This is a genomic window from Microbacterium sp. NPDC007973, assembly GCF_042958465.1.
In the GTDB taxonomy this organism is placed as follows: Bacteria; Actinomycetota; Actinomycetes; order Actinomycetales; family Microbacteriaceae; genus Microbacterium; species Microbacterium galbum.
The window spans coordinates 544174-569353 of record NZ_JBIBJJ010000004.1; the positions used below are offsets into that span (position 1 = coordinate 544174).

The following is a 25180-nucleotide window of genomic DNA, read 5'->3' on the forward strand; positions in this document are numbered from 1 at the left end:
AGGGGCGACAGTCCGCTCGATAGCCGAGTTGCGCTAGCCGATTAAGCTCGCACGCAGGTCAGTCAGGAGAGTATCAATCCGGTCGACATCTACGCGGTAGCGGGGTGCGCGCCCACGTCGCGCCCCAAGGGGCCGGTCAACGTCGGTATGGACGACACCGATGGCCTCGAGCTGCCGCAGGTCGCGGGTGAGCGAGCTGACGGCCGCGCCGGTGGCGTCTTTGATGTCGCCGTAGTAGCTATCGGGGTGGTCGACGAGGTAGCGGATTAGGTCGCGGTGTCCGGTGCGGGCGAGGATGGCCGCGGCGTCAGCGGGGATCGTGGGTGCGGGCATCGGTCCATCGTAGGCGTGAGCACGAGTGACGACTGGGGCGGTATCTCTGAGCAGTAGTGGTCGCTGGGCAGCTTATTGAGCCGCGGCGGTCTTCTCTCCGAGACCCCATGGAAGGAGGACACCTCATGGAAGCAGCCATCATCCTTGCGCTCGTGCTATTCATCGTCGTCGAGCTGCGCCGGCCCTCGAATCGGTGACGGGCGCGGCAACAGGCAGACTCGAAACTTCGTCGACCGCATCGACGTGTGGCAGGTTCGCACGAGACTCCTCGATGCGCGAGGTGAGCTCGTCAACTGAAGGGCCGCCCGGCGCCCACACTCTCTCGGCCGACTGGCGCGGGGTCAGCGGCGCGAAGATCGCGATCGCTTCCGAGATCACCTGCCCGGCTTCGTCGAGGGCCTGCGCGCGTTGGCGTTGCTGCTCCGGCGTCAACGATTCGTCCGGTGCTCTGCCGTTCACGAGTTCGTCCTTCCGGTCATCCACGTCTCGAGGTCGGAGCGGTAACAGCGGAGACGGTTTCGGACGACGAAGAAGGGCGGCCCCTCACCTTTGCCCCGCAGATTGTAGAAGGTGCTCCGCGACAGTCCGGTGATCTCGCAGACCTGCGCCATCGTCAGAGCGTCATCCGGGTGCCGTGGCGGCTTAGCGACCAGCGCCGGCGCGTCCTCCCGCGGCATCGCCACGGCCTCTGCGAGATCGACGATGGCCCGGGTCAAACCACGCGCCGCGCGCTCGATCGCTTGCCGTCGGACCGCGTCAGCATCGTCTGGCATGATCGTTCCCGTCCGCTCCCCAGTCCGCAGATTGTCCGCAGAATATCGAATCACCATAGGTCATGCGAAGGCATATCAGGGCACACATTCCCCCGATCAAGCGGCATATCAGGGTATCTTGCGGTATGGACAATCACTTGGTCCCGATTCACGAACTACCGCTGAGCCCGTCCACGGGGAAGATGACATGGCCGTCCGCGTCGATCTGAACATCTCCCTCGACGGCGTCGCCGCGCCCGCCGATCCGACGCCCGAGAACCCCATGGGCGCGGACTGGGGCCGGCTCGTCGAGGACTACATGGCGACGCGCACGTTCCGCGCGCGCGTGTTCGGCGACGTTTCCGGTGCCGGTACCACCGGGATCGACGACCGCTATGCCGCCGCGTACTTCGAGGGCATCGGCGCAGAGGTGATGGGGGCCGCGATGTTCGGCCTCCACTCCTTCCCCGACGACCCCGACTGGCGCGGATGGTGGGGCGACGAACCGCCGTTCCGCGTGCCCGTCATCGTGCTGACGCATCGACCGCGCGAGCCGATCTCGTTCGCCAACGGCACGCGCTTCGAGTTCTCGTCGGAGGGGATCTCGGATGCCGTCGCCCGAGCACGCGATCTCGCCGGCGGCGCCGATGTGCGTGTCGGCGGCGGGCTCTCCACCGTCCGCGCCGCCCTGGCCGCCGGCCTCGTCGACCGCCTGCATGTGGCGGTGCGCCCGGTGATCCTCGGTCGCGGCGGCCGCATGTGGGACGACCTCCCCGGTCTCGACACCGGCTACACGGTCGCCTCGGAGGTCGCGGAGAGCGGCGTCGTCCACGTGACCTTCTCGCGATGAGCCGGCCGCTCGACCCCCTGACCTGCCCGACGTGCGGCGATCCGTTGCGCTTCGAGATCCTCGACGACGAGCGCTTCCTCGTCGCGTGGTCGTGCGTGACCTGCGGCCTGATCCGCACGACCGAGCCGGTGTGACCGTGCCGCGGGCGCGACGAGAACCGACGCCCGGGCCGGCCGTCAGTTGATGATCTCGGCGTTCTCGTCGCGCAGCGTCGTCAGGCGCTCGCGCCACGAAGCCAACGCCTCGGGGGTGAGTCGTGTCCAGTCGTCGCGCTCGGCGACGATGCGCAGAGGGGACGTGGTGCGGAACGAGCGGGTCGGGTTGCCCGGGAACTTCTTGTCGGTGACGTTGGGGTCGTTCTCGAAGGCTCCGAGTGGTTCGACCTCGTAGACCCGGGGCGGCGCGTCTCCGGGGATGATCTCGGCGGCCAGGCCGGCCCCGTCGAGCAGCGCCGTGAAGTAGACGTGGTTCATCACGATCTCGGGGCGGTAGTTCGACCGGAAACCGGGGGTGATGAGGTCGCCCACTCCGAGAGCCGCCTTCGTGCCGTGGAAGAACGGACCGGGGTCGAGCACGTCATCCATTCCGTGAGTGTCGCACGTTGCGTGGCGAACGCGCGTCAGTACGTCAACGCCGCCAGGACGGCATCGGCGATCGCCCGGTGCCCGGCGTCGTTCGGGTGGAACTCGTCGCCCGCCCCCGCGAAGGTGTCGCGGCCCGCGGGCCCGTGGAAGTCCGCGTTCGCGAACGGTTCGGCGAGCGACACGTACACGCCGGCGCGCGCGGCGCACGTGCGCGCGATGACCTCGTCGTAGGCCCCGCCGTCGGCGGTCCAGGTGCCGAGGCACACGAGCCCGGCCCGGGGGGATGTCGACCGGATGCGATCGAGCAGGCTCGCGTACTGCTGCTCGAAGTCGGCGAGAGGGGTCGGCACGCCGACGTCGTTGGTGCCGAGCTCGACGACGGCGACCCCGACGTCGGCGGGCACGTCGGTCACGGCCGCGACCGTCGACAGCGTCTGCTGCGCCTGCGCGGCACCCGTGATGTCGACCCGTCCGATCTCGGCGGCCACCAGGTGGATGAACCCCTCGTCCTTGGTGGTGGCGAAGAACCCGGCGGTGAGCGAATCCCCGGCCACGAGCATGCGGACGCTTTCATCGCCCTTCCGCTCGACGAGCACGGTTCCCGGCCGCGCCGTCGGCGTCGGCGTCGGAGTGGGCGTCGGCGTCGGGGTGGGCGTCCGGGTAGCAGATGCGCTCGGCCGGGGGGACGCGGATGCCGCGGGTGCCGTCTCCGGCGCGTTCCGTCCAGCGGAGATCACCACGGCGGCGACGCCGACGACGGCCGCGACCGCGACGACGCTGATCGCGACCGTCCAGGCCGCTCGGGGACGCAACGAGGGACTCAGCCCTCGATGCCGTTGATCATCTGGGTGATCTCGCGCTCGGTGTCGCGTCCCACGTTGCGTTCCTCCTGCAGCGAGGGCATGTCGCTCTCGTCGTCGACGGTGGGGTTCTCGAAGGGCTGCTTCTTCTCGTGGTCCATGTACCGATGCTCACATGTCGGCGGGCGCGATGCGAGGGGTTGCGGGCCGTGTCATCCGCGGAGGGAATCGTCGCGCCACTCCACGCAGACCACCTCGCCGCGGAACACGGCCTCCTCCCGCTGACGCAGTTCGACCCGGCGGATCTTGCCCGAGATCGTCTTCGGCAGATCGAAGAACTCCACGCGACGCACGCGCTGGAAGGGAGCCAGTCGCTCGCGAGCGAAACGCAGGATGTCCAGCGCCACCTCTTCGCCCTCCTCGTGCCCGCCCGCCAGCACGATGTACGCCTTGGGGACGGCGAGGCGCAGGTCGTCGGGGGCGGGGACGACCGCGGCCTCGACGACGGCGGGGTGCTCGATGAGGACGCTCTCGAGCTCGAACGGACTGATCTTGTAGTCCGACGCCTTGAAGACGTCGTCGGTGCGGCCGATGTAGGTGATGCTGCCGGTCTCGTCGCGGCGGGCGACGTCGCCGGTGTGGAAGAGATCGTCGGCGAACGCCTCGGCGTTGCGCTCGGCATCCCCCACGTACCCCGTCATGAGGTTGACCGGGCGCGCGGACAGGTCGATGCAGATCTCGCCCTCGTCGGTGCGCTCACCGGTCACCGGATCGACCAGCACGACCGGGCACCCCGGGAGCGGACGCCCCATCGACCCCGGCACGAGGTCGGCGCCGGGCGTGTTCGCCACGACCGCCGTCATCTCGGTCTGCCCGTAGCCGTCGCGGATGTCGAGGCCCCACGCCCGCTGCACCGAGGCGATGACCTCGGGATTGAGCGGCTCGCCCGCCGACACGACCTCGCGCAGCGCCCCACGGCGGCCGGTCAGGTCGGCCTGGATGAGCATGCGCCACACGGTCGGCGGAGCGCAGAAGGTCGAGACACGGTCGCGCTCGAGCTCGGCCAGCAGACGCTCGGCCGAGAAGCGCGTGTAGTTCAGGGCCAGCACTGTCGCGCCCGCGATCCACGGCGCGAAGAACAGGCTCCACGCGTGCTTCGCCCATCCCGGAGAGCTGATCGCCAGGTGCACGTCGCCGGGCTGCAGTCCGAGCCAGTACATGGTGCTGAGGTGTCCGACCGGGTACGAGGCGTGCGTGTGCTCGACGAGCTTCGGCTTCGACGTCGTTCCCGAGGTGAAGTACAGCAGCAGGCGCTCATCGGCGGTGGTTCCCGGATGCCGTGCCGGCTCGGCATCCTGGAGGAAGGCGTCGTCGTACGAGACCCAGCCCGGGTGGGTTCCGCCCACGACGATGCGGCCGAGGCCCTCGGGCAGGTCGTCGAACTTGTCGGCGTCGGCGGCTCCCACCACGACGTGGCGGATGTCGGCGCGCGCGATGCGGTCGCCCAGGTCGACGCGGCCGAGGGCCGTCGTGGTGGGGGCGATGACCCCGCCGAGCTTCATGATGGCGAGCATCGCCTCCCAGAGCTCCACCTGGTTGTTCAGCATGAGCAGCACGGCGTCGCCGCGAGCGACGCCCTGCGACGACAACCAGGCCGCGACCTGGTCGGAGCGGCGCGCGAGCTCGTCAAAGGTGCGCTCGTGGTGCGTCTCGTCGTCGTCGACCACGATGAGCGCCGTCGCGTCGTTCCCCCGCGCCATCGGGTCGAACCAGTCGATCGCCCAGTTGAACGGCCCCTCGAAGCGGGGCCACGCGAAGGCTGCGGCGCGCGCCGGGTCGGTGCGGGCGGCGAGGAGTTCGTCTCGGGCGGCACGGTAACGCTCGGTCGCGGACATCGACGCAGATGCGGTGGGGATCATGGTGCTCCTTGGATCGCGTTCTACGCTAGACCCGTCATCCCCCTCCGCAGCGCTGCGTACGCGGCATCCCGCGCCGCGGGCGCCGACAGGAACACGTCGTGCAGCGCCCCGTCGATGCGGGCGAGGGTCACGGTCGCCGAGATGCGGGTGGCCGCTCGCGCGATGTCGTCGACGACGAGCACCGAGTCGCTCGAGAGCATCGCGTCGCTCCAGCTGAGCGCCGAGGTCGACCGCTTCGACAGCAGCACGAGGGCCGGGCACCCGACGTCGACCCCGGATGCCACCCGCGCGTGCCCCGCGATGATCGCCGCGAGCCAGCCGGGGTGGGTGGGGAAGCCCTGCGCCGGACGCCATCCGTCGGGGGCGTCGGGCAGCGTCCCGATCTCCCGCTGAGCGCGGGTGTAGAACCCCAGATCGACGACCGGATGGGTGCCGAGCGGGTCGAGCCGGGCGCGGACGTTCACGATCGGCGCGAGCGCTTGACGCCCGAGCGGGCCCAGCTGCAGCTCGAGCCACGGGCTGTTCAGCACAAGCAGATCGGCCACTCCCGGGTGTCGCGCCGCCCACAGCGTGAGGGTGAGGCCGCCCGTGCTGTGCCCGAGCAGCACGAGGCGACGCCCCTCGCCGGCGGTGCCCATCGCATCGAGGGCCGCGGCGATGTCGGCGTCGTAGACGTCGAGCGACACGGTGTAGCCGGGCGTCCGACCGGGCCGGAGGCTGCGACCGTACTTGCGCAGGTCGAGGGCGTGGAACCGCGCGCCGCGATCGGTGAAGAAGTGCGCGAGGTCGGTCTGGAAGAAATAGTCCGACCACCCGTGCACGTACAGCACGTCGACGTCGCGCCACTCCCCGAACAAGCGCGCGCCCGGGTGAGGACGTGAGCGCACGAGGGTGGCGACGACCTCCCCCTCGTCGTCGGGTCGCAGCGGGAGAGAACGCTGCTCGAAGCCCTCGCCGAGGACGTCCGGATGCCACTCGCCCATCGCCTCAGCCTACGGCGGCGATATCCGCCTCGAGGATGACGCAGCGCCCTCTGTCGGTGGACGCGCGGACGGCCGGGTCTTCCCAGCGTGGGGACGTGCACCCCCGCCACTGGTTCGTCCCCGTTCTCTCCGTCGCCGCCGCCTCGCTCGTCCTCGGTGGACTGACGAGCGTCGGCCAGACCGTGCTCCCCGCCGCCCTCGTGTCGTTCGCCAACTCGGCCGGCGGCTGGACGATGCTCGCGTTCGGTCTGGTCTGGCTGACGCGCGCGCGTCCGCCGGTGGCCGCGGCGCTGGGCATCGTGTCGTTCGTGCTGCTGATCGAGGGCTACCGGATCGTTTCGGGCTGGCGCGGTTTCTACTACGCCGAACCGTTCCAGGACACCTTCACGGTCATCGGAGTCTTCGCCGGGCCCGTGGTCGGACTCTCGGCATCCCTCCTGCGCGGAGGTGCCGCCGCGTGGAAGCCGTTCGCTGCCGCGCCCGTCGGCGCGGTGCTGATCGGCGAAGGGGTGTACGGCCTCACGGTCGTCGCCGCCTCGACGAGCCCGGTGTACTGGGTGGTGCAGATCGTGGCCGGGCTCGCGCTGATGACCGCCGCCGTGCATGCCGCGCGACACCGGATCGTGCCCGCGGTCGTCGGCGTCGTCCTCGCGCTCGGCGGTGCGGCGGCGTTCATCGCCTTCTACCTCTGGCTGGGGCAGCTCGGCTCCGCCGGCTGAGGACCGGGACGGTCAGCTCGACGCCGAGGCCTCCTCGCGCGACGCCCGTTCCTTGGCCCGCTCCAGCGCACGCTTGCGTGCGGCCCGGGCGTCCTCCTCGAGCTTCTCGGCCTTCGCCTCGTCGCGCGTGAGGTTCACGCCCGTCTCCGGGTCAAACAGGTGCAGAGAGCCCGGCGAGAACCACAGGCGCGCCGCGTCTCCCGCGCGGATGGAGCTCATGGCATCCAGGGCCACGACGAGTTCGGTCCGCAGGCTCTCGCCGTCGAGGTCGCGGTCGAGCTCCGACAGCTTCTCCTTCACGGTGGCGTCGGTCTCGTACGGCACGTAGGCGTAGAGCACCTCGCCGAGCCATTCCGTCATCTCGATGTCGAGCTCGGCGGTGATCCCACCCGCGAGGTCGCGCTCCGTGGCATCCGCATCTTCGAAGGCGTCGGGACGCACCCCGACAATGACGAGGTCGCGGCCCTCGACCGCTTTGCGCAGCCGGTCGTCGAGCGGCACGTCGGCGATGGGCAGGCGCAGCACGTCGCCGTCGACCGTGCCGCTGAGAAAATTCATGGGCGGCGACCCGATGAAGCCCGCGACGAAGAGGTTCACCGGCTGGTCGTAGAGCCCGCGGGGGCTCGCGACCTGCTGCAGCTCACCGCGGCGCAGCACCGCGACCCGGTCGCCGAGGGTCATGGCCTCCGTCTGGTCGTGCGTGACGTAGACGGTCGTGATGCCGAGCGAGCGCTGCAACCGCGCGATCTCGGTGCGCATCTGCCCGCGCAGCTTCGCGTCGAGGTTCGACAGCGGTTCGTCGAAGAGGAACGCGCTGGCGTTGCGCACGATCGCGCGCCCCATCGCCACGCGCTGTCGCTGACCGCCGGACAGGTTCGCGGGCTTGCGCTCGAGGTGCTCGTCGAGTTCCAGCAGTTTCGAGGCGCGGCGCACCCGCGCGTCGATCTCCTTGTCGTCGAGGTCGCTCGACTTCAGACGCATCGGGAACGCGATGTTCTCGTAGACCGTGAGGTGCGGATACAGCGCGTAGTTCTGGAAGACCATCGCGAGGTTGCGGTCCTTCGGCGCTTTGTCGTTGACGACCTCATCGGCGATCTTGAGCTCTCCGTCGGAGATGTCCTCGAGACCGACGATCATGCGCAGCAGCGTCGACTTTCCGCAGCCCGACGGCCCGACGAGGATCACGAACTCCCCGTCGGCGATGTCGAGATCGACGCCCTTGACCGCGGTGAAGCCGTCGTCGTACGTCTTGACGATCCTGTTGAGAGTGATGGATGCCATGGACTCGCTCCTTAGCCTTTGACGGCGCCCTGCGTGAGACCGGACACGATCCGGCGCTGGAAGATCACGACGACGATGACGATGGGGATGGTGACGACGATGGCCGCCGCCGAGATCGCGCCGGTGGGTTCCTCGAACTGCGAGGCCCCGGTGAAGAACGACAGGGCCGCGGGCACCGGGCGGGCGGCATCCGTCGAGGTGAGCGAGATGCCGTAGACGAAGTCGTTCCACGCGATGAAGAAGGCGATGATCGCAGTGGTGAAGACCCCGGGAGCAGCCAGCGGGACGACCGTTTTGCGGAACGCCTCGAACGGCGTGGCGCCGTCGACCTGTGCAGCCTGCTCGAGCTCCCACGGGATCTGACGGAAGAACGCGGCGAGCGTCCAGATCGAGATGGGCAGCGTGAGCGACAGGTACGGGATGATCAGGCCGAGCCACGTGTCGTACAGGCCGATCACGCGCCACAGGTTGAACAGCGGCGTGACGATCGACACGATCGGGAACACCGAGACCGCGAGCGCCGTGGTGAGGATGATGCGCTTGCCGGGGAAGTCCAGCCGCGCGATCGCGTAGGCGCAGAGGGTCGCGAGCACCACGGCGATAAAGGTCGCGATGAGCGAGATGCCGATCGAGTTGCGCAGGGCCGGGAGGAACAGGTCCTGCGCGCTGCCGCCCGGGGCGAGGATCGTGGCGTAGTTGTCGAGCGTCCACTCCTGCGGGAGGAGCGTCCCCGAGAACAGGCCCGCCTGGGTCTTGAAAGACGTCATCGCGATCGAGAAGACCGGGAAGAGCGACCAGACGAGCACGGCCGCGATGATCACGAGCCACATGATCCGCTGGGGCCAGGTCATTGCGCGCATCAGCCGTTCCTCCCCGCCGACAGGTCGACTTTGAATCCCTTGATGAAGATGCCGGCGATGATGAGGACGCTGAGGAACAGCAGCACCGAGATCGCCGAGCCGAGTCCGATCTCGAGGCGCCCGATCGAGGTGTTGTAGGCCAGCAGCGACAGCGCCTCGGTGTCGTTCGCCCCGGCGGTCATGATGAAGATGTTGTCGAAGATGCGGAACGCCTCGAGCGTGCGGAAGAGCACGGCGACCATGATCGCGGCCTTCATGTTCGGCAGGATGACGCGGCGCAGCACCTCCCAGCCGGTGGCCCCGTCGACCTTCGCAGCTTCCTCGAGGTCGCCGGGCACCTGTGCGAGACCCGACAGCAGCAGGAGAGAGATGAAGGGCGTGGTCTTCCACACCTCGCTGAGGATGATGACCGTGAGCGAGGTGCCCTGGTAAGCGAACCAGTTGAGGTTCTCGTCGAACCCGGGGATCCACGACAGCCAGCTGTTGACGTACCCGCCGGAGTTGATGTCGAAGGCGTAGAAGAACGCGAAGGCCGAGACGACGGTGATGATGCCGTAGGGCACGAGGATCGCCGTGCGGGCGAAGCCGCGGAGCTTCTTGATCGCGCGGTGCATGACGAGCGCGAACCCGAACCCGATGATCAGTTCGAGCAGCACCGTGACGACGGTGATGAACAGCGTCACGCCCATCGACTGCCAGAAGGCCGGGTCGCCGAGGATGACCTGGTAGTTGCGGAACCAGATGAACTCGCGGTCGTCGGGCGCGGTGAGGCGCAGGCTGAACAGCGAATCCCACAGCGCCTGCACGATCGGATACAGCGTGACCAGGAGCATGATGCCGAAGGCGGGACCCGCGAGCATCCAGCCGAGGCGCGCCTCCGCCCGCGCGCGGTCGGAGCGGCGCTTCTTGGGCTTCGCGCCCGATTCCTTGTCGGCCCGGATCTTGCCGGCCGCAGCGATCTCGGCAGTCACAGCAGTCGCTCCCCTCTGAGCACCGCGAGGATGAAGTCGGTCGACGTCTGCGGCGTCGTATCGGGGGTGACGGCGTTCGGCGGATGCCACGTGCGCTGCAGTCCGATGGAGATCTCGTTGTAGTAGGGCGTCTGCGGTCGGGGCGCCCCCAGCTGCAGGGACTCCGCGATCGTGGATGCCATCGGGAACTTCTCGTTCACCTCGGCGTCGTCGTACGCGGCGAGGTTGGAGGGCGGGTTGCCGTTGGTGACGAAGTACTGCGCCTGATTCTCCGGGGTCACGATGCACTGCACGGCCTGCCAGGCGAGGTCGACGTGCTCGCTGTACGCCCCGACGCCGAGGTTGATGCCGCCGACGGGAGGGGCGGCCGGGGTCCCGGCATCCACTCGGGGGTACACCGCCCAGCCGAGGTCGTCGACGACCTCGGGAGCGGCCCCCTGCATGGCCGGGTAGACGAAGGGCCAGTTGACCATGAACGAGCCGTTGTCGCCCTGGAAGAGGTTCATGCTCGCGTTCTCGTCCGCGGTCGGCAGCCCCGCGCCACCCAGCCCCGAGGAGCCGATGCGCCCGATGATCTCGGCGGCCTTCTTGCCCGCGTCGGACTCGAGTCCGAGCTGCATCTCGTCGGGCTTCGCCTCGGGGTCCTCGAGGATCTTCCCTCCGCCCGACGCGACAAGGGCGTTGATCCAGACCGTGAGCGACTCGGCGAGGGCGCCCTGCACGCCCAGCTGCTTGTTCTGGTCCTCGGCGGCCTGGATGATCTGGTCCCAGGTCACGGGCTGCGTCATGTCGAGGCCCGCGGCCTCGGCGACCGACTTGCGGTACCAGAGCAGCTGCGTGTTCGCCCAGAAGGGCACCGTCACCAGCTCGCCGTTCCAGCTGGCCGACTGCACCGCCCCTTCGACGATGCCGTCGGTGTTCTGCAGGTCGTCGGGCACGGGGGCGAGGAAGCCGGGCTCGGCGAGCTCGGGGATGAACGGCGGGTCGAGGCTCATGATGTCGAGCGACCGGTCACTCGCGGCCAGACGGCGGGCGAGCTGCTCGCGCTGCGAGGCGGCATCGCGCGGCAGCAGCGAGGTCTCGATGCGGTACGCCCCGTCGGCGGCCTCGGTGCAGGATGCCGCGATCTCGGCCTGACCGCCGTCGTCGGGGTTGATGTACCAGGTGAGGGTGGGCACCCCGTCACCGGCGGAGCAGGCCCCGAGAGTGCCCGCGAGGGCCAGCGCCGAAGCCCCGGCCACGATCCGTTTCAGGTTTCGCATCCGGCCCCCTCGCCTCGGTGCGGGAACCGGACGGCCCCCTCGTCGTGGGCTCCATCCTGCCGAGCAAAGGATCTTCACAGCCTCAGGCTTGCCCCCGTGAGGGGCGGATGATATTCGCGAGGAGCCGCTCCGCCGGTGCGAAGGGACGGCGGTCGCGCGCTCCTGCGGCCGCGCCGGCGCGGCTGAGCCCGGACGCGGAAGAGCCGCCCACGTCGCGACGACGGGGCGGCTCTTCGCACACGCGGGTTACTCGCCGCGCGAGATCGCGATCATCTCGTCACGGGGCACGACCTTGATGCGCGCACGCTCGTGCGGGGCGCCGAGGGCCATCTCATGCTCATCGAGGCGGTGCCAGCCGTCGAGGTCGGTCCAGCGCACGCCGCGCTCCGCGAGCAGGGCCGGGATCGACTCCTCCTCGGGGTGCTCGGGGCGCCACCAGTCACCCTGGTCGTTGATGACGTGGCGCACCGTCTCCATGGCATCCGACTTGGTGTGTCCGATGAGACCGACGGGGCCGCGCTTGATCCAGCCGGTGGCGTACAGACCCGGCATCCGGGAATTCGAGTCGGCGGAGAGCACCTGGCCCTCGTGGTTGGGGATGACGCCGCGCAGCTCGTCGAACGGGATGTCCTTCAGCGGCGAACCGAAGTAGCCGACCGCGCGGTAGATCGCCTGGATCGGGACCTCGCGGATCTCGCCGGTGCCGACGACCCCGCCCTCGGCGTCGGGCCGGGTGCGCTCGTACCGCAGGGCGGCGACGCGACCCTCGGCGTCCTTCACGACCTCGAGGGGCTTGGCCCAGAAGTGCAGGTGCAGGCGGCGCGAGGCCTCTCCCCCGGCGTTGTTGACGCCCGGGCGGGTGCGCCACTGCTGCAGCACCCGGTCGATGACCTTGACCTGCTTGTTCGTCTCGATCGCGGTCTTCGACGCCTCGTCGTAGTCGAAGTCCTCGTCGTAGACGACCATGTCGACGTCGCGCAGCTCGCCGAGTTCGCGCAGCTCCAGGGGGGTGAACTTCACCTGCGCGGGGCCGCGGCGACCGAAGACGTGCACGTCGGTGACGGGCGAGGCCTTGAGTCCCTGATAGACGTTGTCGGGCACCTCGGTGGGCAGCAGGTCGTCGGCGTGCTTGGCGAGCATGCGCGTGATGTCGAGGGCGACGTTGCCGTTGCCGATCACCGCGACCGACTCCGCCTCGAGGGGCCACTCGCGCGGCACGTCGGGGTGCCCGTCGAACCAGCTGACGAAGTCGGCGGCGCCGTAGGAGCCCTCCGCGTCGATGCCGGGGATGTCGAGGTCGGCGTCGCGGATCGCGCCGGTCGAGAAGATCACGGCGTTGTAGTGCTTCTTGAGGTCGTCGAGGGTGATGTCCTCGCCGAAGCGGACGTTGCCGAAGATGCGGATGTCGCCGCGGTCGAGCACCTCGCGCAGGGCGGTGATGACGCCCTTGATGCGCGGGTGATCGGGGGCCACGCCGTAGCGGACCAGGCCGTAGGGCGCGGGGAGCTGCTCGAACAGGTCGATCGACACGTCGAACTGACGCTCGGCCTTCAGCAGGATGTCCGCGGCGTAGATGCCGGCGGGGCCGGCTCCGACGATGGCGAGGCGCAGCTTCGTCATGGGTTCCTCTCGATCGCGATCGGGGGGGGTGGGGGAAAAGGGTCAGGCCGAGCGGTCGGCCACGGCGCGGGCGAAGCGCGTCAGCGCCTCGCGCACGGCACCGTCGGGCAGCGGCGCGAGAGCGTCGATGGCCTCCTGCGACCAGCGGTGCGCGAGAGCCAGGGTCTCATGCGTGGTCTCGTGGTCGCGCAATTCGGCGAGCGCCCCGTCGAGGATCGACGGGTCGGCGCCCGCGGCGATGCGCTCCTGGCCGTCGTCGATGCGCGCGCGCAGATCGGTGGATGCCGCGTCGGAGCGATGTCCGAGAAGCAGGTACGGCATCGTCGGCACGCCCGCACGCAGGTCGGTGCCGGGCACCTTGCCCGTCTCGGACGGGTCGGGCGAGAGGTCGATGACGTCGTCGAGCAGCTGGAAGGCGACGCCCGCCTTCTCACCGAAGACGACCATGGGCTCCTCGAACTCCTCGGGAGCACCGGAGTAGATGATTCCCGACTGCGCGGCAGCCGCGATGAGCGACCCCGTCTTGTCGGCGAGCACCTGCAGGTAGAAGTCGACGGGCTCGTCGCCGTCCTGCGGGCCGACGGTCTCGTGCATCTGCCCGAGCACGAGACGCTCGAACGTGTCGGCCTGCAGCTGGATCGCCCGCTCGCCGCGGCGGGCCATCAGCTGGCTCGCGCGGGCGAAGAGCAGATCGCCGGTGAGGATGGCGATGTTGTTGCCCCACACCGTCTGAGCGCTGGGCACACCGCGGCGCTTGTCGGCACCGTCCATGACGTCGTCGTGGTACAGCGAGCCGAGGTGGGTCAGCTCGAGGGCCGTGGCGACCTCGACGACCTCCTTGGTCGTGCCCTGACCGAGCTGCGCCGTGAGGATCGCGAGCATCGGCCGGACCCTCTTCCCGCCGGCCTCGTAGAGGTAGCGGGCGGTGACGTCCGCGAGCTTGTCGGCGCTGCGCACCTCGCCCTCGAGCTCGCTCTCGACGCGCGCCAGTCCGGCCTCCACGGTGGAGAGGAGGGTGCGAGAACGCAGGCCGGCGAAGATGCGGTCGCTCAGGCCCAGCTTTCCCGACAGGCGGGTGCTGGCCGCAGACGGTCTCGGGGTCACGATTTCAGCCTATCCTGGCGCAGCCGGAGGCCGCCGCGGGTATCTCGACGGTTGACAGGGCCCTAGGCGGCCGGGCGGATGCCGCGGTGCAGCGCCACGATCCCGAAGGACAGGTTGCGGTAGGCGACGTCCTCCCATCCCGAGTCGCGCATCCAGCGCGCCAGGGTGGGCTGGTCGGGCCAGTCGCGGATCGACTCGTTGAGGTAGTCGTAGGCCTCGGCGTTGCTGCTCACGGCCTTGGCCACGACGGGGAGGACCCGGTCGTTGTAGAAGCGGTAGAGACCGTTGAACGCGCGAGACGGCGGGTGCGAGAACTCGCACACGACGATGCGGCCGCCGGGGCGGGTCACCCGGCGGAGCTCCCGGAGGGCGCGACGGGGGTCGTTGACGTTGCGCAGACCGAACGACATCGTCACCGCGTCGAACTCGCCGTCTTCGAACGGCAGGTCGGTGGCATCCGCCTGCACGAACTCCAGGTTCGGGACGTCGCCGTGACGACGACGCCCCTCGGCGATCATGCCCTTCGAGAAGTCGGCCGCGACCACGTGGGCCCCACTGGGCACGAACGCCATCGACGAAGTGCCGGTCCCGGCCGCGAGGTCGAGGATGCGCTCCCCGCTCTTCGGCGCCACGGCCCGCAGGACGGCCACGCGCCACAGGCGGTCGTTGCCGAGGCTCAGGACCGAATTGGTGCGGTCGTAGGCTGCGGCGACCTGGTCGAACATGCCGCTCACGCGCTGCGGGTCTTTGCCGAGGTCGGCGCGGTTGGGGTCGCTGCTCACCCGTCGAGTCTAGGCGCGCGCCGGGGCGTCGTCGCCGGGGGTTGCCAGCGCCGCCAGGCGTTCCAGCCAGGGACCCGTGACGTCGTCGGAGAACGGCGCCTCGCGATCGCGCACGCGTCGCTCGAGGTCGTTCGCCGTGGCATCCAGGTGCTCCACGATGTCGAGGGGGTAGCCGTAGCGCACGCGGTGCTCGTCCCACTCGTCGCGGTCGTCGATCCAGGTGCCGCGTTCGTCGGTGCGGCGCACCACGTCGAGGTCCATGTCGATGCCCCGGGGCACACCGTCGTCGTGCCAGCGCACGTCCCACGCGAGGTCGATGTAGACGGCGACCGGGTGGGGGTCGGCGTTGTGCGTGAAGGCCCAATCCCCGCTCGCGGGAACGAGGGTCACGTTCGGCTGCCGGCACACGAACTCCGCTCCCGGTCGAGCGCTGCGCCAGCCCACCTGCTGACCGAACCACTCGCCCCATTCGTCGGAGCCGAGGTACACGCTGTCCTGCACCCAGTGCGGCGAACCGTCCCACTTGCGCCATTCGAAGAGCAGGCGGGTGCCGGGAGCGGGACGGTTATCCATGTTCCGGAGTCTAAATCGGACCGCGGCGCCGGGCTCTGGTCCCCACGCGAGCCTCGGCGCACGACATCTCCGTCCGGGGCGGCGGACACCCGCCGGCGCGACCATCTCGGCCGCGTCCCCTCGACGCCGTAGCATCCGGAGACCGCGCACCGCCGGGGCGAAGAGCGCGGGTCTACGCTGAAAGACGTGCTCGAACCCGCGGATGACGTCGTGCCGCGCCTGCGCGTGGTGACACGAGAGCTGGCCCCGATGGACGACGTGCTGGCGTACACGACGCCGTACGACCCACTGTTCTGGAGCCGTCGCGGCGAATCGCTGGCCGCCTTCGGCGACCTGCTGACGCTGCGCTACACCGGCGCGCAGCCGGGCGACGCGACCATCTCCGAGCGCTGGCGCGCGATCGCGGCGGCCGCCGAGATCGACGATCCCGTGCAGCTGCCGGGCACCGGACTCGTCGCCTTCGGATCCTTCGTCTTCGACCCGCAGTCCGAGCGCGAGAACGTGCTCCGCGTGCCGGGGACCATCGTCGGGCGCCACAGCGGCCGCGCGTGGGTCACGCGCCTCGCTTTCGACGACACGCCCGACGAGCCCGAACCCGAGCTTCCGCCGCGCTCCCCCTTCGGCCCGCACTGGTCGGCGACCCTGGGCCCCGGTCGGCAGACGGCCGAGAAATATCAGGATGCCGTCCGCCAGGCGATCGAGGCGATCGGCGCCCGCGAGGTGGCCAAGGTCGTGCTGGCCCGCGACATCGCGGGGACGGTGCCCGCCGGATCCGACCTCCGCCGCCTGGTGAGGTCGCTGCTCGAGGGCTACCCCGACTGCTGGGTGTTCGCCGTCGACGGTCTCATCGGCGCGAGCCCGGAGACGCTGGTGACCGTGTCGAAGGGCACCGTGACCGCACGCGTGCTCGCCGGGACTGTCGCGCGCGGAGGCGACGCCGACGCCGACGTCGCGGCATCCGTCGGTCTCACGCGGAGCACGAAGGACCAGGACGAGCACCGCTTCGCGGTGCAGAGCGTGCTCAAGGCGCTCGCGCCCCACACGTCCTCGCTCGCGGCCGAGGAGCAGCCCTTCACCCTCAAGCTCCCGAACGTGTGGCACCTCGCCACCGACGTGGAGGGGGTGCTGAGCGAAGACGCCTCGTCGCTCGATCTGCTCTCTGTGCTGCACCCCACCGCGGCCGTCGCGGGAACGCCGACGACCGCGGCGATGGAAGTCATCCGCCGCCTCGAGCCCTTCGACCGCGGCCGGTACGCCGGAGCGGTCGGCTGGACGGGGGCTTCGGGGGACGGCGAGTGGGCGATCGCGCTGCGCTGCGCCCAGATCGACCGCGCGGCTCCGTCGTCGCCCACCGCGCCGATCACCGCCTACGCGGGGGCGGGCATCGTGGCCGACAGCGTCCCGGAGTCGGAGCTGCTGGAGACGCGCGTGAAATTCCGTCCCATCGTCGAGGCTCTGGCCTGAGTCAGGACTCGGCGAGACGCCGGCGCTCCACCTCGACGTCGTAGTCGGCCGCGGGCCACTGCGGATCGATGTCGACCAACGCGTCGATCAGCAGCTGCTGCACGGCGAGGCGGGCGTACCACTTGCGGTCGGCCGGGACGACGTGCCACGGCGCGACCGGTGTCGACGTGCGCTCGATGGCGACCTGATAGGCATCCATGTAGTCGTCCCAGAGCTCGCGCTCGTCGACATCGGAGGGGTTGTACTTCCAGTGCTTGTCGGGGCGCTCGAGCCGCTTCGCCAGGCGCTCGCGCTGCTCGTCCTTCGAGATGTGCAGCATGACCTTGACCACCCGGATGCCCATCTCGGCCGCCTGCGCCTCGAAGGCGACGATGGCGCCGTAGCGGCGGTCGATCTCATCCGCCGGCGCGAGGGAGCGCACGCGTCCGATCAGCACGTCCTCGTAGTGCGAGCGATCGAAGACCCCGATGCGACCGGCGTCCGGCAGGCGCTTCTCGATGCGCCACAGGAAGTCGTGCGCGAGCTCCTCGGCCGTGGGCTTCTTGAACGACGCGAGCTCGACACCTTGCGGGTCGACAGCGCCGACGACGTGGCGCACGATCCCGCCCTTGCCCGCGGTGTCCATCGCCTGCAGCACCAGCAGCACCGACCCCGTGGCCGTTCCGGCCACGCTCTGCGCGAAGAGTCGCTCCTGCAGGTCCTCCAGCGGCTCCCGGCCGGCATCGAGATCGGCCTTGCCGTCGTCCTTGTCTCCGTCGTAGCCGGGCGTCGACCGCGTGTCGATGTCGGCGAGGCGGAACCCCGGGTCGACGCGCAGGGCGTCGGCGGCGGGCGTGGACCATCTCTGGCTTCTGCTCATCCCGACATGGTGCCGTGGCATCCGGGATCGATGCCACCGGTTGACGCGAGGGCTCGCCGCGGGAGACGCACCCGCGCGACGAGTCAGCGCGACAGAGGCACCTCGATGAGCTGTCGACCCCCGCTCGGGGCCGTCAGCACCTGATCGAGAGCGACGCGGGTGGTGCAGCGGTGGTATTCCCACCCGAAGGCGAGGGCGAGCTGCTCGAGACGCGCGGTCTGGGGGGTGTACTGCACGCGCGTCATCGCATCGTCGCCGGCGACGGATGCCACCTCGAGGCCGTCGAAGATCGTGCCGCCTCCGTCGTTGCCGACCACGACCTGCAGGCGCGGCTCCTGCTCCCCCGGCGGCAGCAGCAGCGCGCCCATGTCGTGCAGGAAGGCGAGGTCGCCCAGCAGCAGGCGCGTGACGCCCGGTCTCTCGTCGACCTGGCTGGCGAGGGCGACGCCCGTCGCGGTGGCGATCGTGCCGTCGATGCCCGCAAGGCCGCGATTGGAGTGCACGGTCACCTTCTTGCCGCCGAGCAGCTCATCGGCCACGCGGACGATGCGCGACGAGCCGAACACCAGACGGTCGTGCGGCCAGGTGGCCCGCCACAGCGCGTCGACGAGGGCGGCCCGATCCACGGGCGCCCGCATCACGCCGACCTCGGCGTTGATCGCCCCGAGCCGCTCCGACGGGACGACGGATGCCAGCCCCTCGGCGTCCGGAGCGGGCGGCGACAGGTCGACGGCGGCGTCGCGCGAAGCGCGCATCCACTCGCCGAGCCACGCCCGATCGCCGGTGCCCGCCGGTCGCACGGCATCGACCGCGACGGTCGCGCCGTTCAGGTTCACGGGCTCGCCCGGTCCGCGCACCGCGAGGATCTCGACGTCGTCGCGCATGAGCAGCCGGGTCACCTCGCGGCTGAGCGTCGGGCGACCGAACACCACGACGCGCTCGATCCGCCCGCCGAGGGCGGGATCGCGCAGCAGAGCGCGGTAGCCGTGCACCACGTGGCGGCCGAATCGCGCGCCGCTGACGATCTCGGCGACGAGCGGGAGACCGCCGTCGTGCGCGAACTGCTCGGCGGCGGGACCGGCGTCGGCTCCCGCGACCACGATGGTGCGGGGGCCGGAGGGCACGGGGTGCGCCGCCTCGGTCTCGGGCGCGACGTCGGCGACGCCGATGCCGCCGCCCCCTTGGTATAGAGCGCCGGACACGTCGGCATCCTCGGTCGCCACGACCTCATCGCATGAAGGGGATGCCGCCCGCGCGGCGAGCCACGACGGGGCGGCGCCGGCGAGGGGCTCGCGGAAGGGCACGTTGAGGTGCACCGGACCGGCGGCACGCGCTCCCTCGCCGAGAGAGGCGGCGAGCGCTTCGGCCGCGATCTGGTCGAGGGCTGCGCTCTGCTCGCCGTCCCCGGTGTGATCGACCGCCTCGGGGACGGCGAGGTCGGCCTCGAACCGGGTCGCCGAGCGGAAGAGACCCGGCTGCCGGGTGGTCTGATTGGCCCCGACCCCGCGCAGCTCCGGAGGGCGGTCGGCGGTCAGCAGCAGCAGCGGCACGCCGGCGTGGTGGGCCTCGAGGGCCGCCGGCACGAGATTGGCCACGGCGGTGCCGGACGTGCAGACGACGACCGCCGGCATCCCGGTCTCTCGACCGATGCCCAGCGCGGTGAAGCCGGCGACGCGCTCGTCGATGCGCACGTGCAGCTCGACGAGGCCTGCGCGCTCGAGCTCGGCGGCGACGAGGGCGAGAGCCTGCGAGCGCGAGCCGGGGCTGACCACGATGTGCCGCACGCCACGGGAGACGAGACCGGCGAGCAGCGCGGCGGCCGCATCCGTCGAGGGCGCGGCGGACCGATCGTTCGGCGAGGTCACGAGCGGCTCAGCCGACGGTGCCGCGCTGGCCGCGGGTGTCGTCGTCGCCGGGCTTGCCGCCATCGGGAGTGTCACCCGGGTCGGTCGTGCGGGGCGGGCGCGGCGGTTCGTCGGCGTCGGCGTCGAGCTGGGCGAGCTCCTCCTCGAGACGTCGGATGCGCTCGTCCTGCTCGGCGCGCGCCGAGGCGGTCATGCGCCCGAGGAACTCTGGATCGTCGTCGGGGGCGCGACGCACGACCGTCTGAGTCGCCCGTCCACGACCGATGAGGAACCACAGGATGCCGCCGAGCACCGGCAGCAGGATGACGATGGCCATCCACGCCGGCTTGCTCACCCCGCGGTGACGCGAGGGGGGTTGCACAGCGCAGTCGACGATCGTGTAGACCCAGAACAGGACCGCCACGAACGCCAGGATGAGAAGCAGCCGTGCCATGGACCGATTCTACGTGCGTCGGCTGGACGAGGGCCCGGAGCTCCTCCTCATCCCCCACCGTCGAACGACCCGGGAAGGAGGCGAAGGCCGCCGCCGTAGAATGGGCGAATGCGCGCACGTTCGGCCCTCGTCTACACGGTGCTGCGATTGCTCGCGTTCCTCGTGCCGCTCGGCATCCTGCTGCTGTTCCCCGTGTTCCAGGAGCTCCCGTGGCTCGCGGCGATCTTCGCGGCCCTCATCGGCTTCAGCCTCTCGCTGCTGTTCCTCCGCCGCCCCCTCGAGAAGGTCACCGGCGGACTCGCCGAGCGCCGCGCGCAGCGCAGCACGACGACAGGGCGCCGCTCCGGTGCGGACTCCGACGCCGATGCCGAAGACGCGGTGGTCGATGCCGCACGCGTCGACGTCGACCGCGAGCAACGGCCCGCCGCGGACTGAGCTCCCACTGGCCGGCTCGGTCGCACGGGAACCCCGGCCGGGCGGCCGCACCCCTCCCGTCATCCGGTCCGACCGGCGCGCTCGACCGACGGCGGGGCGACGCAGATCACGGCGCCCCTCCGCAAGGGGCGGTCGGACCCCCGCGGGGTCCGGATCAGCCGGCGAACGCCCAAAAGAGCAGCGCGCCGTAGGCGACGGACGTGAAGCTCGTCACCTGCAGCGCCGTGATGAGCTCCCGGGGTGTGCGGTACGTCCACACGATGAGGATCGCGGCCAGGCCGCCGAGCAACGCGATGAGGGTCAGCCAGGCGATCGGGTACACGAACGCCAGGAACACGGCGATCGCGAACGGGACGAGCACGAAGAGCGTGAACAGCACCTGGGTGGGACGCCGGCCGATCAGCACCGACAGCGTGCGCTTTCCGGCGAGGCGGTCCTGATCGATGTCGCGCAGGTTGTTGGCCAGCAGCACGGCGCACGCGAGCAGACCCGCGGCGACCGCGCCGAACCATGCTTCCTGCGGTAGCGCCTGCACCTGCAGCCACGTCGTGCCGAGGGTGGCGACGAGGCCGAAGAACACGAAGACGAAGAGCTCGCCCATCGCGTTGTAGCCGTAGGGGCGCTTGCCCCCCGTGTAGAACCACGCGGCGACGATGCAGACGGCCCCGACCGCGAGCAGCCACCACTGTCCCGTGCGTACGACCAGCGCCAGCCCGATGACGGCGGCGAGCGCGAAGAACGCGAGCGCGACGATCAGCACCGTGCGCGGCTTCGCCTTCCGGCCCCCGGTGAGGCGTCCGGGCCCCACGCGCACGTCGTCGGTCCCCCGGATGCCGTCGGAATAGTCGTTGGCGTAGTTGACGCCGATCTGCAGGGCGAACGCGACCGCCAGACAGGCGAGCGCGATCACCCAGTGGAGCCGCTCGTCGACGAGCGTCGCCGCTCCCGTTCCGATCAACACGGGGGTGATGGCGAGCGGAAGGGTCCGCAGGCGGGCGGCCGCGATCCAGTCGCGCGCCGTGGCCGGGGCGGTGGCCTGCGGCGCACCCGCCTTCGCCTTCTGCGGGTTGCCGCCGGGGCGACGCTTCTTGGCGGGGTGCGAACGCTTGCGAGAGGGTGCTGCCACGGAGGGCAATCCTATGCCCGCCGGTCGTGTCCCTGTCCGCGGGTCGTGCCCGTGCCCGTACGATCTCGCCCGCGGGTCGCGCTCATGCCCGCGAGTCGAGCGCGAGCGCGGCGCGCAGCGCCGCTCGGTCAGGCTTTCCCGACGACAGCGTCGGGAGCTCGGCGATCGAGACGACCCGCGCCGGACGCGCCGGTGCCCCCATCGACGAACCCACCACCGCGCGGATGCGCTCGAGGACCGCGGCCTCCGCGGCCGGTGGGATGCCCGGGACCACGACGGCGGACCCCTGTCCCCACTCGGCATCCGGGATCGGGACGACCACCGCCTCCTCGAGCCCCGCGATGGCTCGCACCGCCGCCTCCACCCGGTCGAGGGAGACGTTCACCCCGCCCGAGACGACGACGTTGTCGAGCCGACCGGTCACGCTCAGCACGCCGTCGACGATCTCGCCCCCGTCGCCCGTGCGGTACCAGCGGGTGCCGTCGGCGCCGACGGGAAAGACGGATGCCGTGCGCCCGGGGTCGCCGAGATAACCCTCCGCGAGCGTGGGTCCCGACAGGAGCACCTCACTGTCGACGACCGTCATCCCGACCCCGTCGAGCGGCACGCCGTCGTAGACGCAGCCGCCGCTCGTCTCGCTCGAGCCGTAGGTGCGCACGATCCGGGCGCCGAGGGCCTCCGCACGCGCCGCCACCGACGGCGCGAGGGCCTGACCGCCGATGAGGATCGCCTCGAACGAGCGCAGCGCCTCGGCCACCGTCGAATCGGCGTCCGCGGCATCCACCAACCGCTGCAGCTGCGCGGGGACGAGGGAGGTGTAGGTCGGCACGCGGGCGCCGTTGTCGTGCGACGCCATTCCGCGGGCCGCCGCGGTGAACGGCTCGGGGCGGAAGGGCCCCGCGACGACCGCGGGCTCGCGATCGGCCAGCAGGGCGCGCACAAGAACCTGCACGCCCGCGACGTAGGTCGCCGGCACGGCCAGCAGCCACGCCCCCTCCCCGATGCGCGCCGCGGTCGCGTAGGCGCTCGCGATGAGGGCGTTCCGGCTGATCACGACCGACTTCGGCACACCGGTCGAGCCCGAGGTCGTCACGACGATGGCGGTTCCGGCTGGCACGTCATCGGGCAGCGCACCGCCGCCCAGGGCGACGGCGGGACCCGCTCCGACGACGGCCGCCCTCAGCGCCCGCAGCACGTCGCGCGGATCCGTGGATGCCGGCGGCTCGAGCCTCACGGGCGGGTCCGAGCCATCAGTAGTGCCACGGCACGTCGGACCAGTCGGGCTCGCGCTTCTCGAGGAAGGAGTCGCGCCCCTCGACGGCCTCGTCGGTGCCGTACGCGAGACGGGTCGCCTCTCCGGCGAACAGCTGCTGGCCGACGAGCCCGTCGTCGACGGCGTTGAAGGCGTACTTGAGCATGCGGATCGCGGTGGGCGACTTCGTCAGGATCGTGCGGGCCATCGACAGCGCTTCGCGTTCGAGATCGGCGTGCGCGACGACTCGGTTGACCGCGCCCATCTCGTACGCCCGCTCGGCGGAGTACTCCTCGGCGAGGAAGAAGATCTCCCGCGCGAACTTCTGACCGATCTGGCGCGCGAAGTAGGCGGAGCCGTACCCGGCGTCGAACGAGCCGACATCGGCATCCGTCTGCTTGAACCGACCGTGCTCGCGGCTGGCGATGGACAGGTCGCAGACGACGTTGAGCGAGTGGCCGCCACCGGCCGCCCACCCGGGGACGACGGCGATGACGACCTTCGGCATGAACCGGATGAGGCGCTGGACCTCGAGGATGTGCAGGCGGCCGGCGCGGCCCGGGTCGTGCACGACGTGCTCCTCGTGCGAGTACTTGTAGCCGTCGCGCCCCCGGATGCGCTGATCGCCCCCGGAGCAGAACGCCCACCCGCCGTCTTTCGGGCTCGGGCCGTTGCCCGTCAGCAGGACGACGCCGATCCGGTGGTCCTGCCGCGCGATGTCGAGGGCGCGGTACAGCTCGTCGACGGTGTGCGGACGGAAGGCGTTGCGCACCTCCGGGCGATCGAACGCGATGCGCGCGACGCGGCCATCGTGGGTGACGTGGGCGGTGATGTCGGTGTACCCCTCGGCGCCGGGCGCCAGGGTCCATTCCGCGGGGTCGAAGAGCTCGGAGACGGTCACGGTTTCAGCCTACGCGCGGGCGCCCCGCACGGACCGGCGGGCGCCCACCTGTGGACGGACCCCGCGAAGCGCCGTAGCCTGAGCACCCCGACGATCGGAGTCAACATGACGAAGAAGGTGTCGATTCTGGGCCGCATCCGCGAATACTTCTTGGGTGCCCCCTCACACGACCAGTCCGAGGATGCACGGCGCTCGATGAACCATCAGAGCGAGACGGCGTACTACGCCGGCGAGGCCGTGAAGAACTGGACGGGCACGTCCGGCGGAGCGCAGTTCAAGCCGTGAACGACGACAGCGGCGCCCCGATCGAATCGGGGCGCCATTGTCGTCGTGGGGCACCCTCAGAGATCGGGGCGCCCGCGGTCACGCGTTCTTCGCGTCGCGCCAGCGCAACCAGCGCTCGACGAGCGAGTAGTCCCATTCGGGACCCGAGAAGCCGAGCGTGAACAGGCGTGTTCCGGCGTCGAAGAGCGCGTCGGCGACGTCCTCGTCGCGGTCCTTGAGCTCGTTCGAGACGACGAGGTCGGACAGGTCGCGCTGCTCGGTCTCGGCCCACTTCTGAATGACGTCGAACTTGTGGGGCAGTTCGTCGGGCGTGACGAAACTGTGCCAGATCTGGGCATGACGGGCGACCATGCGGAGGGTCTTCTGCTCGCCCTTGCCGCCGATCATGACGGGGATCTCGCGGGTGGGTGCGGGGTTGAGCTTGCTCCATCGGTCGGCGATGCGGTCGAGGTCGCTCGCGAGAGCGTTGAGGCGCGAGCCCGCGGTGCCGAACTCGTACCCGTACTCGTCGTAGTCGCGCTGGAACCAGCCGGAACCGGTGCCGAAGATGAAGCGACCGGTGTCGCCGCCCTTCTTGCTGATGTGGTCGACGGTGCGGGCCATGTCGGCCTGCAGGTCGGCGTTGCGGTAGCTGTTGCAGTTGACGAGAGCGCTGAACTCGACGCGCTCCGTCTGCTCGGCCCACGCGGCCAGCATCGTCCACGCCTCGAAGTGCTCGCCGTCGGGATCGCCGTAGAGCGGGAAGAAGTGGTCCCAGTTGAACAGGACGTCGACGCCCATCTCTTCGAGACGGAGGACGGCGTCGCGGATGTCGGAGTACTGCACGTGCTGCGGCTGGATCTGGACGCCGAGCCGGACGGGGGTGTCGAAGAGCATGGCGTCAGCCTATGCCCGCTGCCGGGCGCCGAGACGGGTGGACCTCGCGGGCGACCGCACGTAGCGTGGAGGGTTCACGACGATCGGAGTCATCATGACGAAGAAGGTGTCGATCCTCGCGCGGATGCGCGACTACCTGTTCGGCCCGCGACGCACGCGGGCGGAATCCGAGGGGGCGATGGAGTCGCTCGACCACCAGCGCAACCTGTCAGCGTCGTACAGTGACGAACGGCAGAAATTCCTCCCCGGCGGGCCCCCGGCTCCGAACCACCGCTGAGCACCATGATGAGG

Annotated in this window: 30 protein-coding genes; 7 read left to right on the forward strand and 23 right to left on the reverse strand. The window is 70.5% G+C overall.

The window, feature by feature from the left end; genetic code table 11:
- Positions 1-33: 33 nt before the first annotated feature.
- From ACFZA2_RS15400 to ACFZA2_RS15410, 3 genes are all read right to left on the reverse strand, one after another.
- Positions 34-333, reverse strand: a complete 300-nt coding sequence (locus ACFZA2_RS15400) for a hypothetical protein (RefSeq protein ID WP_391406573.1) — start codon at positions 331-333, stop codon at positions 34-36.
- A gap of 159 nt (positions 334-492) precedes the next feature.
- Entirely contained in the window at positions 493-816 is a 324-nt protein-coding gene (locus ACFZA2_RS15405) for a hypothetical protein (protein ID WP_391406575.1), read from the reverse strand.
- Positions 789-1106 (reverse strand): helix-turn-helix transcriptional regulator, encoded by a 318-nt coding sequence (locus ACFZA2_RS15410; protein ID WP_391406577.1) that lies wholly within the window; start codon positions 1104-1106, stop codon positions 789-791. The genes ACFZA2_RS15405 and ACFZA2_RS15410 overlap by 28 nt, the downstream gene beginning before the upstream one ends.
- 187 nt (positions 1107-1293) lie before the next feature.
- Here ACFZA2_RS15410 and ACFZA2_RS15415 point away from each other — a divergent pair, with 187 nt between their 5' ends.
- Positions 1294-1935, forward strand: a complete 642-nt coding sequence (locus ACFZA2_RS15415; RefSeq protein WP_391406579.1) for a dihydrofolate reductase family protein — start codon at positions 1294-1296, stop codon at positions 1933-1935.
- On the forward strand, positions 1932-2069 hold the full coding sequence (locus tag ACFZA2_RS15420) for a hypothetical protein (protein WP_391406581.1): 138 nt from the start codon (positions 1932-1934) through the stop codon (positions 2067-2069). Before ACFZA2_RS15415 ends, ACFZA2_RS15420 begins: the two co-directional genes overlap by 4 nt.
- 42 nt (positions 2070-2111) lie before the next feature.
- Here ACFZA2_RS15420 and arr read toward each other — a convergent pair whose 3' ends face one another.
- From arr to ACFZA2_RS15445, 5 genes are all read right to left on the reverse strand, one after another.
- Entirely contained in the window at positions 2112-2519 is a 408-nt protein-coding gene (arr, locus tag ACFZA2_RS15425) for an NAD(+)--rifampin ADP-ribosyltransferase (protein WP_391406583.1), read from the reverse strand.
- Positions 2520-2554: 35 nt separating this feature from the next.
- On the reverse strand, positions 2555-3079 hold the full coding sequence (locus tag ACFZA2_RS15430) for an SGNH/GDSL hydrolase family protein (RefSeq protein ID WP_391406585.1): 525 nt from the start codon (positions 3077-3079) through the stop codon (positions 2555-2557).
- A 260-nt stretch (positions 3080-3339) separates the two neighbouring features.
- Positions 3340-3480, reverse strand: coding sequence for a hypothetical protein (locus ACFZA2_RS15435; RefSeq protein ID WP_315995088.1), 141 nt, complete (start codon positions 3478-3480; stop codon positions 3340-3342).
- Between the two features lie 51 nt (positions 3481-3531).
- Complete coding sequence (locus ACFZA2_RS15440; RefSeq protein WP_391406587.1) at positions 3532-5238, reverse strand: AMP-binding protein; 1707 nt, start codon at positions 5236-5238, stop codon at positions 3532-3534.
- A 20-nt stretch (positions 5239-5258) separates the two neighbouring features.
- Entirely contained in the window at positions 5259-6221 is a 963-nt protein-coding gene (locus ACFZA2_RS15445; RefSeq protein ID WP_391406589.1) for an alpha/beta hydrolase, read from the reverse strand.
- 95 nt (positions 6222-6316) lie between these two features.
- On the opposite strand from ACFZA2_RS15445, the gene ACFZA2_RS15450 reads away from it, so the two are divergent.
- A complete protein-coding gene (locus ACFZA2_RS15450; RefSeq protein ID WP_391406591.1) occupies positions 6317-6940 on the forward strand; it encodes a DUF6518 family protein in 624 nt (207 codons plus the stop codon).
- A 12-nt stretch (positions 6941-6952) separates the two neighbouring features.
- Here ACFZA2_RS15450 and ACFZA2_RS15455 read toward each other — a convergent pair whose 3' ends face one another.
- From ACFZA2_RS15455 to ACFZA2_RS15490, 8 genes are all read right to left on the reverse strand, one after another.
- Complete coding sequence (locus tag ACFZA2_RS15455) at positions 6953-8221, reverse strand: ABC transporter ATP-binding protein (RefSeq protein WP_391406593.1); 1269 nt, start codon at positions 8219-8221, stop codon at positions 6953-6955.
- 11 nt (positions 8222-8232) lie between these two features.
- Entirely contained in the window at positions 8233-9081 is an 849-nt protein-coding gene (locus tag ACFZA2_RS15460) for a carbohydrate ABC transporter permease (RefSeq protein WP_315995096.1), read from the reverse strand.
- Positions 9081-10022 carry a carbohydrate ABC transporter permease gene (locus ACFZA2_RS15465; RefSeq protein ID WP_391406938.1) on the reverse strand — a complete coding sequence of 314 codons (942 nt, stop codon included), beginning with the start codon at positions 10020-10022 and terminating at the stop codon, positions 9081-9083. The genes ACFZA2_RS15460 and ACFZA2_RS15465 overlap by 1 nt, the downstream gene beginning before the upstream one ends.
- A gap of 26 nt (positions 10023-10048) precedes the next feature.
- Positions 10049-11314 carry an extracellular solute-binding protein gene (locus ACFZA2_RS15470; RefSeq protein WP_391406596.1) on the reverse strand — a complete coding sequence of 422 codons (1266 nt, stop codon included), beginning with the start codon at positions 11312-11314 and terminating at the stop codon, positions 10049-10051.
- 246 nt (positions 11315-11560) lie between these two features.
- Positions 11561-12934: an FAD-dependent oxidoreductase gene (locus ACFZA2_RS15475; RefSeq protein ID WP_391406598.1), complete on the reverse strand. Its 1374-nt coding sequence runs from the start codon at positions 12932-12934 to the stop codon at positions 11561-11563.
- A gap of 42 nt (positions 12935-12976) precedes the next feature.
- A complete protein-coding gene (locus ACFZA2_RS15480; RefSeq protein ID WP_315995099.1) occupies positions 12977-14038 on the reverse strand; it encodes a polyprenyl synthetase family protein in 1062 nt (353 codons plus the stop codon).
- 62 nt (positions 14039-14100) lie between these two features.
- Positions 14101-14820 carry a demethylmenaquinone methyltransferase gene (locus ACFZA2_RS15485; RefSeq protein ID WP_391406601.1) on the reverse strand — a complete coding sequence of 240 codons (720 nt, stop codon included), beginning with the start codon at positions 14818-14820 and terminating at the stop codon, positions 14101-14103.
- 9 nt (positions 14821-14829) lie between these two features.
- On the reverse strand, positions 14830-15393 hold the full coding sequence (locus tag ACFZA2_RS15490; RefSeq protein ID WP_391406603.1) for a DUF402 domain-containing protein: 564 nt from the start codon (positions 15391-15393) through the stop codon (positions 14830-14832).
- Between the two features lie 249 nt (positions 15394-15642).
- Here ACFZA2_RS15490 and ACFZA2_RS15495 point away from each other — a divergent pair, with 249 nt between their 5' ends.
- Positions 15643-16857: an isochorismate synthase MenF gene (locus tag ACFZA2_RS15495; RefSeq protein WP_391406940.1), complete on the forward strand. Its 1215-nt coding sequence runs from the start codon at positions 15643-15645 to the stop codon at positions 16855-16857.
- Position 16858: 1 nt separating this feature from the next.
- Here ACFZA2_RS15495 and ACFZA2_RS15500 read toward each other — a convergent pair whose 3' ends face one another.
- The 3 genes from ACFZA2_RS15500 to ACFZA2_RS15510 all read right to left on the reverse strand — a co-directional run bounded on the left by ACFZA2_RS15500 (position 16859) and on the right by ACFZA2_RS15510 (position 20014).
- Positions 16859-17716: a PPK2 family polyphosphate kinase gene (locus ACFZA2_RS15500; RefSeq protein WP_391406605.1), complete on the reverse strand. Its 858-nt coding sequence runs from the start codon at positions 17714-17716 to the stop codon at positions 16859-16861.
- Positions 17717-17799: 83 nt separating this feature from the next.
- A complete protein-coding gene (gene menD, locus ACFZA2_RS15505) occupies positions 17800-19644 on the reverse strand; it encodes a 2-succinyl-5-enolpyruvyl-6-hydroxy-3-cyclohexene-1-carboxylic-acid synthase (protein WP_391406606.1) in 1845 nt (614 codons plus the stop codon).
- Complete coding sequence (locus tag ACFZA2_RS15510; protein WP_391406608.1) at positions 19589-20014, reverse strand: PLD nuclease N-terminal domain-containing protein; 426 nt, start codon at positions 20012-20014, stop codon at positions 19589-19591. The genes menD and ACFZA2_RS15510 overlap by 56 nt, the downstream gene beginning before the upstream one ends.
- Before the next feature lie 108 nt (positions 20015-20122).
- Here ACFZA2_RS15510 and ACFZA2_RS15515 point away from each other — a divergent pair, with 108 nt between their 5' ends.
- The gene (locus ACFZA2_RS15515) at positions 20123-20449 is read left to right on the forward strand and encodes a DUF4229 domain-containing protein (RefSeq protein WP_391406610.1); all 327 of its coding nucleotides are present in this window, start codon (positions 20123-20125) and stop codon (positions 20447-20449) included.
- 154 nt (positions 20450-20603) lie between these two features.
- Here the strand turns inward: ACFZA2_RS15515 and ACFZA2_RS15520 are convergent, their stop codons facing one another.
- From ACFZA2_RS15520 to ACFZA2_RS15530, 3 genes are all read right to left on the reverse strand, one after another.
- Positions 20604-21575 carry a 1,4-dihydroxy-2-naphthoate polyprenyltransferase gene (locus ACFZA2_RS15520; protein WP_366375304.1) on the reverse strand — a complete coding sequence of 324 codons (972 nt, stop codon included), beginning with the start codon at positions 21573-21575 and terminating at the stop codon, positions 20604-20606.
- Between the two features lie 82 nt (positions 21576-21657).
- The gene (locus ACFZA2_RS15525; protein ID WP_391406613.1) at positions 21658-22809 is read right to left on the reverse strand and encodes an AMP-binding protein; all 1152 of its coding nucleotides are present in this window, start codon (positions 22807-22809) and stop codon (positions 21658-21660) included.
- 16 nt (positions 22810-22825) lie between these two features.
- A complete protein-coding gene (locus ACFZA2_RS15530) occupies positions 22826-23728 on the reverse strand; it encodes a 1,4-dihydroxy-2-naphthoyl-CoA synthase (protein WP_391406615.1) in 903 nt (300 codons plus the stop codon).
- Positions 23729-23833: 105 nt separating this feature from the next.
- On the opposite strand from ACFZA2_RS15530, the gene ACFZA2_RS15535 reads away from it, so the two are divergent.
- On the forward strand, positions 23834-24013 hold the full coding sequence (locus ACFZA2_RS15535) for a hypothetical protein (RefSeq protein WP_391406617.1): 180 nt from the start codon (positions 23834-23836) through the stop codon (positions 24011-24013).
- 78 nt (positions 24014-24091) lie between these two features.
- Here the strand turns inward: ACFZA2_RS15535 and ACFZA2_RS15540 are convergent, their stop codons facing one another.
- Entirely contained in the window at positions 24092-24889 is a 798-nt protein-coding gene (locus ACFZA2_RS15540) for an LLM class F420-dependent oxidoreductase (protein ID WP_391406619.1), read from the reverse strand.
- Between the two features lie 94 nt (positions 24890-24983).
- Here ACFZA2_RS15540 and ACFZA2_RS15545 point away from each other — a divergent pair, with 94 nt between their 5' ends.
- Positions 24984-25166 (forward strand): hypothetical protein, encoded by a 183-nt coding sequence (locus tag ACFZA2_RS15545; protein ID WP_391406621.1) that lies wholly within the window; start codon positions 24984-24986, stop codon positions 25164-25166.
- The last annotated feature ends 14 nt before the right edge of the window (positions 25167-25180 follow it).

Coding starts and splice junctions, on each gene's coding strand:
- ACFZA2_RS15470 (WP_391406596.1), bottom strand. CDS start 11,314: ATGCGAAACCTGAAACGGATCGTGGCCGGGGCTTCGGCGCTGGCCCTC.
- ACFZA2_RS15490 (WP_391406603.1), bottom strand. CDS start 15,393: ATGGATAACCGTCCCGCTCCCGGCACCCGCCTGCTCTTCGAATGGCGC.
- ACFZA2_RS15510 (WP_391406608.1), bottom strand. CDS start 20,014: ATGGCACGGCTGCTTCTCATCCTGGCGTTCGTGGCGGTCCTGTTCTGG.
- ACFZA2_RS15445 (WP_391406589.1), bottom strand. CDS start 6,221: ATGGGCGAGTGGCATCCGGACGTCCTCGGCGAGGGCTTCGAGCAGCGT.
- ACFZA2_RS15500 (WP_391406605.1), bottom strand. CDS start 17,716: ATGAGCAGAAGCCAGAGATGGTCCACGCCCGCCGCCGACGCCCTGCGC.
- ACFZA2_RS15420 (WP_391406581.1), top strand. CDS start 1,932: ATGAGCCGGCCGCTCGACCCCCTGACCTGCCCGACGTGCGGCGATCCG.
- ACFZA2_RS15430 (WP_391406585.1), bottom strand. CDS start 3,079: ATGCTCGTGGCCGGGGATTCGCTCACCGCCGGGTTCTTCGCCACCACC.
- ACFZA2_RS15545 (WP_391406621.1), top strand. CDS start 24,984: ATGACGAAGAAGGTGTCGATCCTCGCGCGGATGCGCGACTACCTGTTC.
- arr (WP_391406583.1), bottom strand. CDS start 2,519: ATGGATGACGTGCTCGACCCCGGTCCGTTCTTCCACGGCACGAAGGCG.
- ACFZA2_RS15475 (WP_391406598.1), bottom strand. CDS start 12,934: ATGACGAAGCTGCGCCTCGCCATCGTCGGAGCCGGCCCCGCCGGCATC.
- menD (WP_391406606.1), bottom strand. CDS start 19,644: ATGGCGGCAAGCCCGGCGACGACGACACCCGCGGCCAGCGCGGCACCG.
- ACFZA2_RS15535 (WP_391406617.1), top strand. CDS start 23,834: ATGACGAAGAAGGTGTCGATTCTGGGCCGCATCCGCGAATACTTCTTG.
- ACFZA2_RS15400 (WP_391406573.1), bottom strand. CDS start 333: ATGCCCGCACCCACGATCCCCGCTGACGCCGCGGCCATCCTCGCCCGC.
- ACFZA2_RS15410 (WP_391406577.1), bottom strand. CDS start 1,106: ATGCCAGACGATGCTGACGCGGTCCGACGGCAAGCGATCGAGCGCGCG.
- ACFZA2_RS15415 (WP_391406579.1), top strand. CDS start 1,294: ATGGCCGTCCGCGTCGATCTGAACATCTCCCTCGACGGCGTCGCCGCG.
- ACFZA2_RS15540 (WP_391406619.1), bottom strand. CDS start 24,889: ATGCTCTTCGACACCCCCGTCCGGCTCGGCGTCCAGATCCAGCCGCAG.
- ACFZA2_RS15515 (WP_391406610.1), top strand. CDS start 20,123: ATGCGCGCACGTTCGGCCCTCGTCTACACGGTGCTGCGATTGCTCGCG.
- ACFZA2_RS15460 (WP_315995096.1), bottom strand. CDS start 9,081: ATGCGCGCAATGACCTGGCCCCAGCGGATCATGTGGCTCGTGATCATC.
- ACFZA2_RS15495 (WP_391406940.1), top strand. CDS start 15,643: ATGGACGACGTGCTGGCGTACACGACGCCGTACGACCCACTGTTCTGG.
- ACFZA2_RS15455 (WP_391406593.1), bottom strand. CDS start 8,221: ATGGCATCCATCACTCTCAACAGGATCGTCAAGACGTACGACGACGGC.
- ACFZA2_RS15435 (WP_315995088.1), bottom strand. CDS start 3,480: ATGGACCACGAGAAGAAGCAGCCCTTCGAGAACCCCACCGTCGACGAC.
- ACFZA2_RS15440 (WP_391406587.1), bottom strand. CDS start 5,238: ATGATCCCCACCGCATCTGCGTCGATGTCCGCGACCGAGCGTTACCGT.